The organism is Streptomyces sp. NPDC005266, assembly GCF_040607655.1.
Taxonomy (GTDB): Bacteria; Actinomycetota; Actinomycetes; order Streptomycetales; family Streptomycetaceae; genus Streptomyces.
The window spans coordinates 47,149-51,255 of the sequence record NZ_JBEXHC010000021.1 but is presented as its reverse complement, the minus strand read 5'-3'; the positions used below and the strand labels follow the sequence as shown (position 1 = coordinate 51,255).

At 73.8% G+C, this 4,107-nt stretch carries 4 protein-coding genes and 1 pseudogene; 3 read left to right on the top strand and 2 right to left on the bottom strand.

Going from position 1 to position 4,107, the window contains the following annotated elements; translation table 11 throughout:
- Positions 1-15 precede the first annotated feature (15 nt).
- Complete coding sequence (locus tag ABZU99_RS28350; RefSeq protein ID WP_356050486.1) at positions 16-810, bottom strand: alpha/beta hydrolase; 795 nt, start codon at positions 808-810, stop codon at positions 16-18.
- A 259-nt stretch (positions 811-1,069) separates the two neighbouring features.
- On the opposite strand from ABZU99_RS28350, the gene ABZU99_RS28345 reads away from it, so the two are divergent.
- A complete protein-coding gene (locus ABZU99_RS28345; RefSeq protein ID WP_356050485.1) occupies positions 1,070-2,245 on the top strand; it encodes an acyltransferase in 1,176 nt (391 codons plus the stop codon).
- 82 nt (positions 2,246-2,327) lie between these two features.
- Positions 2,328-2,624, top strand: a pseudogene (locus ABZU99_RS28340) (discoidin domain-containing protein); the annotation flags it as partial.
- A gap of 110 nt (positions 2,625-2,734) precedes the next feature.
- Here ABZU99_RS28340 and map read toward each other — a convergent pair.
- Complete coding sequence (map, locus tag ABZU99_RS28335; protein ID WP_356050484.1) at positions 2,735-3,502, bottom strand: type I methionyl aminopeptidase; 768 nt, start codon at positions 3,500-3,502, stop codon at positions 2,735-2,737.
- A 79-nt stretch (positions 3,503-3,581) separates the two neighbouring features.
- Between map and ABZU99_RS28330 the strand changes: the two genes are divergently transcribed.
- Entirely contained in the window at positions 3,582-3,860 is a 279-nt protein-coding gene (locus tag ABZU99_RS28330) for a helix-turn-helix transcriptional regulator (protein WP_356050483.1), read from the top strand.
- The last annotated feature ends 247 nt before the right edge of the window (positions 3,861-4,107 follow it).

The following is a 4,107-nucleotide window of genomic DNA, read 5'->3' as shown; positions in this document are numbered from 1 at the left end:
GGCACGCCCTAGGACTCACCCTTGGGCGTCGAGGAACGGCAGGACCACCCCCGCCAGCAGCGGCGAGGTCAGGATGTCGTAGTGCGTGGCGCCCGGCAGGATGCTCAGCCGGGACGCCGTGCGGTCGCCGCTGCCGTCCCAGCCCGGGTCCTTCAGGCCACCGCCGAGCAGGGCGAAGAACTCCACCATGTGCGCGGGCCGCACGGCGTCGCCGTCGCCGAAGACCAGCAGCACCGGGGCGGTGATGTCCGCGATCTCGGCGCTCCAGTCGTAGTCCCGCTGGATCATCTCGGTGCTCTTGCCGACCAGCACCGGCCAGTCCTCCGGTCGGGGGGCCAGCCGGGCGTACACCTCGTACATCGGGGACTGCTTCATCGGCTCCGCGGCCGCCGGACCCATCTGGTCCATCTGCGCCGTGACCTCAGGGAACCAGCCGTCCCGCCGGGCCGGCATGGAGACCACCACCAGACGGCGCACCAGATCCGGATGCTGGATGGCGGTACGCAGCGCGACCCCCGCCCCCATCGAGTAGCCCAGCACATCCGCCCGAGCGAGGCCGAGGTGCTTGAGCAGAGCGGCGATGTCGTCCGCCATCGACTCCAGGCGCAGCGGGCGGTCGATGTCCGCCGTACGGCCGTGCGCCTGCAGGTCGACCAGGATCACCCGCCGCCCCTCGGCCAGGCCGGGCAGCAGGGGCGCGAACATCTCACCGGCCCCGAACCCACCGTGCAGCAGCACCAGGGGATCGCCCGGACCCGAACCGTGCTCCTCGAAGTACAGGGACACTCCGTTGACGTCGGCGTAGCTCATGGCCTCACCCTTCTCCAGATCACTCGGTTACGGAGGGCAGACCGAAGCGACGGGCGAAACTCATCGGCGCTCAACGGGGTAGCCCTGAGTACCCGTAGTACCTGAGGCCTATCGGTAAGTGCACACCCTGGCGGGACGCCGACGACCCGGCCTGCTCCTTAGCTTCCGTACGCATGAGATCCCGTACGGAAGGGGGCACCCATGGCGTCCCGTCCTCGTCGCGCTCTGCCGGCCGCGGTCGTCGCCGTGGCAGGCCGTGATGCGTGAGCTGATTCGGCGGATCGACTCCGCCACCCCGCCCGACCGGGACCGTGCCGTGGACGCCCTGCGGGCCGTCGCCATCCTCGGCGTGGTGCTCGGCCACTGGCTGGTGACCGCCCTGGTCGTCGACGGCGGCACGGTGCGCTGCGCCAGCCCCTTGCGATATCTGCCCCAACTGGCCCCGCTCTCCTGGGCGTTCCAGACCCTCGCCGTCTTCTTCCTGGTCGGTGGGCAGATGAACGCAAGGAGGCACGCCTGCGCCCACGCCCGGGGCATCCCCTACCGGCGGTGGCTCGGCGCCCGGATGGGGCGGCTGTTCCGGCCGGTTGCTGCCGTGGCGGTGGTGTGGACGGTGGCGGCGGGGGCACTGATCGCCTCGGGGGCGGGCCTGCTGACCGTCCATACGCTGCTCAGGCTGGTCCTCTCGCCGCTGTGGTTCCTCCTGGTCTTCGCGGGCCTGACGGCGGCGACCCCGCTCGTGGCGCGGCTGCACCCCTTATGGCCGCTCGCCGTCGTCCTCTACGTCGACCTGGCCCGGTTCGGCTTCGGCGGCCCGTCCTGGCTCGGCTGGATCAATGTTGCGGCGGGCTGGCTCGTCCCGTACTGCCTGGGCGCGGCCTGGGCCCGCGGTGAGCTGCGCGGGCGTAGGGCCGGGTGGGTGCTGCTGACCGGGGGCGGGGTGGTCACCGCCGGGCTGGTCGCGTTCGGCGGCTATCCGGCGTCCATGGTCGGCGTGCCAGGTGCCCCGGTCTCCAACCTCAACCCACCCACCCTGGCCGCCGTCACCTTCGGCCTCGCCCAGTGCGGGGCGGCCCTGCTGCTGCTCGGCCCGCTGCGGCGGGTGCTCGTGCGGCCCGCCCTCTGGGCGGCGGTGGCGCTGGTCAACCTCTCCGCGATGACCGTCTTCCTGTGGCACCAGACCGCCATGATGGCGGTCACCGCGACCGGCCTCTTCGCGGGCCGCCCCCTGCCCGGACTGCACACCGTCCCCGACGGCACCGGCTGGGTCCTGGCCCGGACGGCCTGGCTGCCGGTGTTCGCGGCGGCGCTGCTGGTGTGCCGGGCGGTGTTCCGCAGGTACGAGGAGGGCCGGCCGCCGCGCAGGGGCAGCCGGATCGTGCGCGAGGGGCGTCCGGTGCGGGAGGGGGAGGCGCGGCGGTCGTCGTCCCTGTGACGGCGAGCACGCCAGCGCCCGCGGCACCCGAGCTGGACACCGGAGGCGTCACCGACCCAGCACGACGGGGACGGCCTCCACCGAGGAGCCCGGCATGTACGCGGGCGCCGCCCTGGACGGCGACACGGCCACCGCCTGGGTGCCCAACGCGGCCAAGGGCACGCTCACCGCCGACCTCGGCCGGGCGGCGCGCATCGCGAAGGTCACCCCGCGCTGGACCGGCACCCGCCCCGCCTCGTACGCGGTGCGGACCTCGCTGGACGGACGGCACTGGCGCGAGGGGACGAGTGGCCCGGCCCGCTTCGTACGTGTCACGCTCCGGTCCGCGGACGACAAGAAGCGCGCGGGCATCGAGGAGCTGCGGGTCACGAAGGACTGAGGGGCACGGGGAGGCCGAGGCGTACGGGGAGGCCGAGGCGTACGGGGAGGCCGAGGGTTACGGGGACGCCGAGGGTTACGGGGGTCGGGGGTTGCGGCGGGCGCTGAGGATTACGGCGCCGTCAGCACCCTCGGCCCCTCGTCCGTGATCGCCACGGTGTGCTCGCTGTGGGCGGCGCGGCTGCCGTCCGCCGTCCGCAGCGTCCACCCGTCGGGGTCCGTCGTGTAGGCGTCCCGGCCGCCCGCCAGGAACATCGGCTCGATGGCCAGCACCAGCCCGTGCCGGAGCGGATAGCCGCGGCCCGGACGCCCCTCGTTGGGCACCGCCGGATCCTCGTGCATCCGGCGGCCGACGCCATGGCCGCCGAAGTCCGCGGGGATGCCATAGCCCGCGGCGCGTCCGACCGCCCCCACGGCGTGGGAGATGTCGCCGACCCGGGCCCCGGCGACGGCCGCCGCGATGCCCGCCTCCAGCGCCCGCCGGGTCGCCTCGATCAGCCGGAGATCGGCGGGGCGCGGGGTGCCGACCGTAAAGCTGACGGCGGCGTCGCCGGTCCAGCCGTCGATGGTCGCGCCGCAGTCGACGCTCAGCAGATCGCCGTCGCGCAGGCGGTAGCCGTCCGGGATGCCGTGGACGATGGCGTCGTTGACGGAGGCGCAGATGACCGCCGGGAAATGGGTGGGCGCGAACTGCGGCCGGTAGCCGAGGAAAGGGGAGCCGGCCCCGGCTTCGCGCAGCACCTCCCGCGCCGTCTCGTCCAGCTCGCGCAGCGAGACGCCGACCGCCGCCGCGCGCTGTACGGCGGCGAGCGCCTGGGCCACGACGCGGCCTGCCTCGCGCATGGCGTCCAGGGACGTGTCGGTCTTGATCTCCACCATGGCTCGCTGCCTTCCGTGTGGTCCGGCCCGATTCCCCTACCGGCGGGCCAATTCTTATACCGGTATTAGTATCACGGTCATGGTGCGCACCCCTCTCACCCCGCTCGAACGCGAACGCGGCCGCTTCCTCGGCGCTCTGCTGCGGCAGGCCCGCGGCGAGCGCAGCATGGCCGAGATCGCCGCCGGAGCCGGGATCTCCGCCGAGACCCTCCGCAAGATCGAGACCGGCCGGGCCCCGACCCCCGCCTTCTTCACCATCGCGGCGCTGGCCACCACCCTCGGCCTGCGGCTGGACGACATCGCGATGCGCTGCGCCGCCGTCACCGCCCCTCCGGAGGAGGACAGCGCGGTGGCTTGATCCACTCCCCGCGCCGGCCCCCGGTTCGTTGCGGCAGGATGAAATCCGCGCACCAGTGTGTTGGTGCCTTCCGGCAGCAGAAGCGGATCGGGAGGGTTACGGGTGGCGGGCGGCGAACAGGACGGCACGCGGGACGGCACGCAGGACGGCGCGCGGGACGGCACGCAGGACGGCGCGCGGGACGGCACGCAGGACGGCGCGCGGGACGGCACGCAGGACGGCGCGCGGGACGGCACGCAGGACGGCG

Bases quoted from the DNA above. Each gene is read 5' to 3' on its own strand.
- ABZU99_RS28350 (WP_356050486.1), bottom strand. From the start codon at position 810: ATGAGCTACGCCGACGTCAACGGAGTGTCCCTGTACTTCGAGGAGCAC.
- ABZU99_RS28345 (WP_356050485.1), top strand. From the start codon at position 1,070: ATGCGTGAGCTGATTCGGCGGATCGACTCCGCCACCCCGCCCGACCGG.
- map (WP_356050484.1), bottom strand. From the start codon at position 3,502: ATGGTGGAGATCAAGACCGACACGTCCCTGGACGCCATGCGCGAGGCA.
- ABZU99_RS28330 (WP_356050483.1), top strand. From the start codon at position 3,582: ATGGTGCGCACCCCTCTCACCCCGCTCGAACGCGAACGCGGCCGCTTC.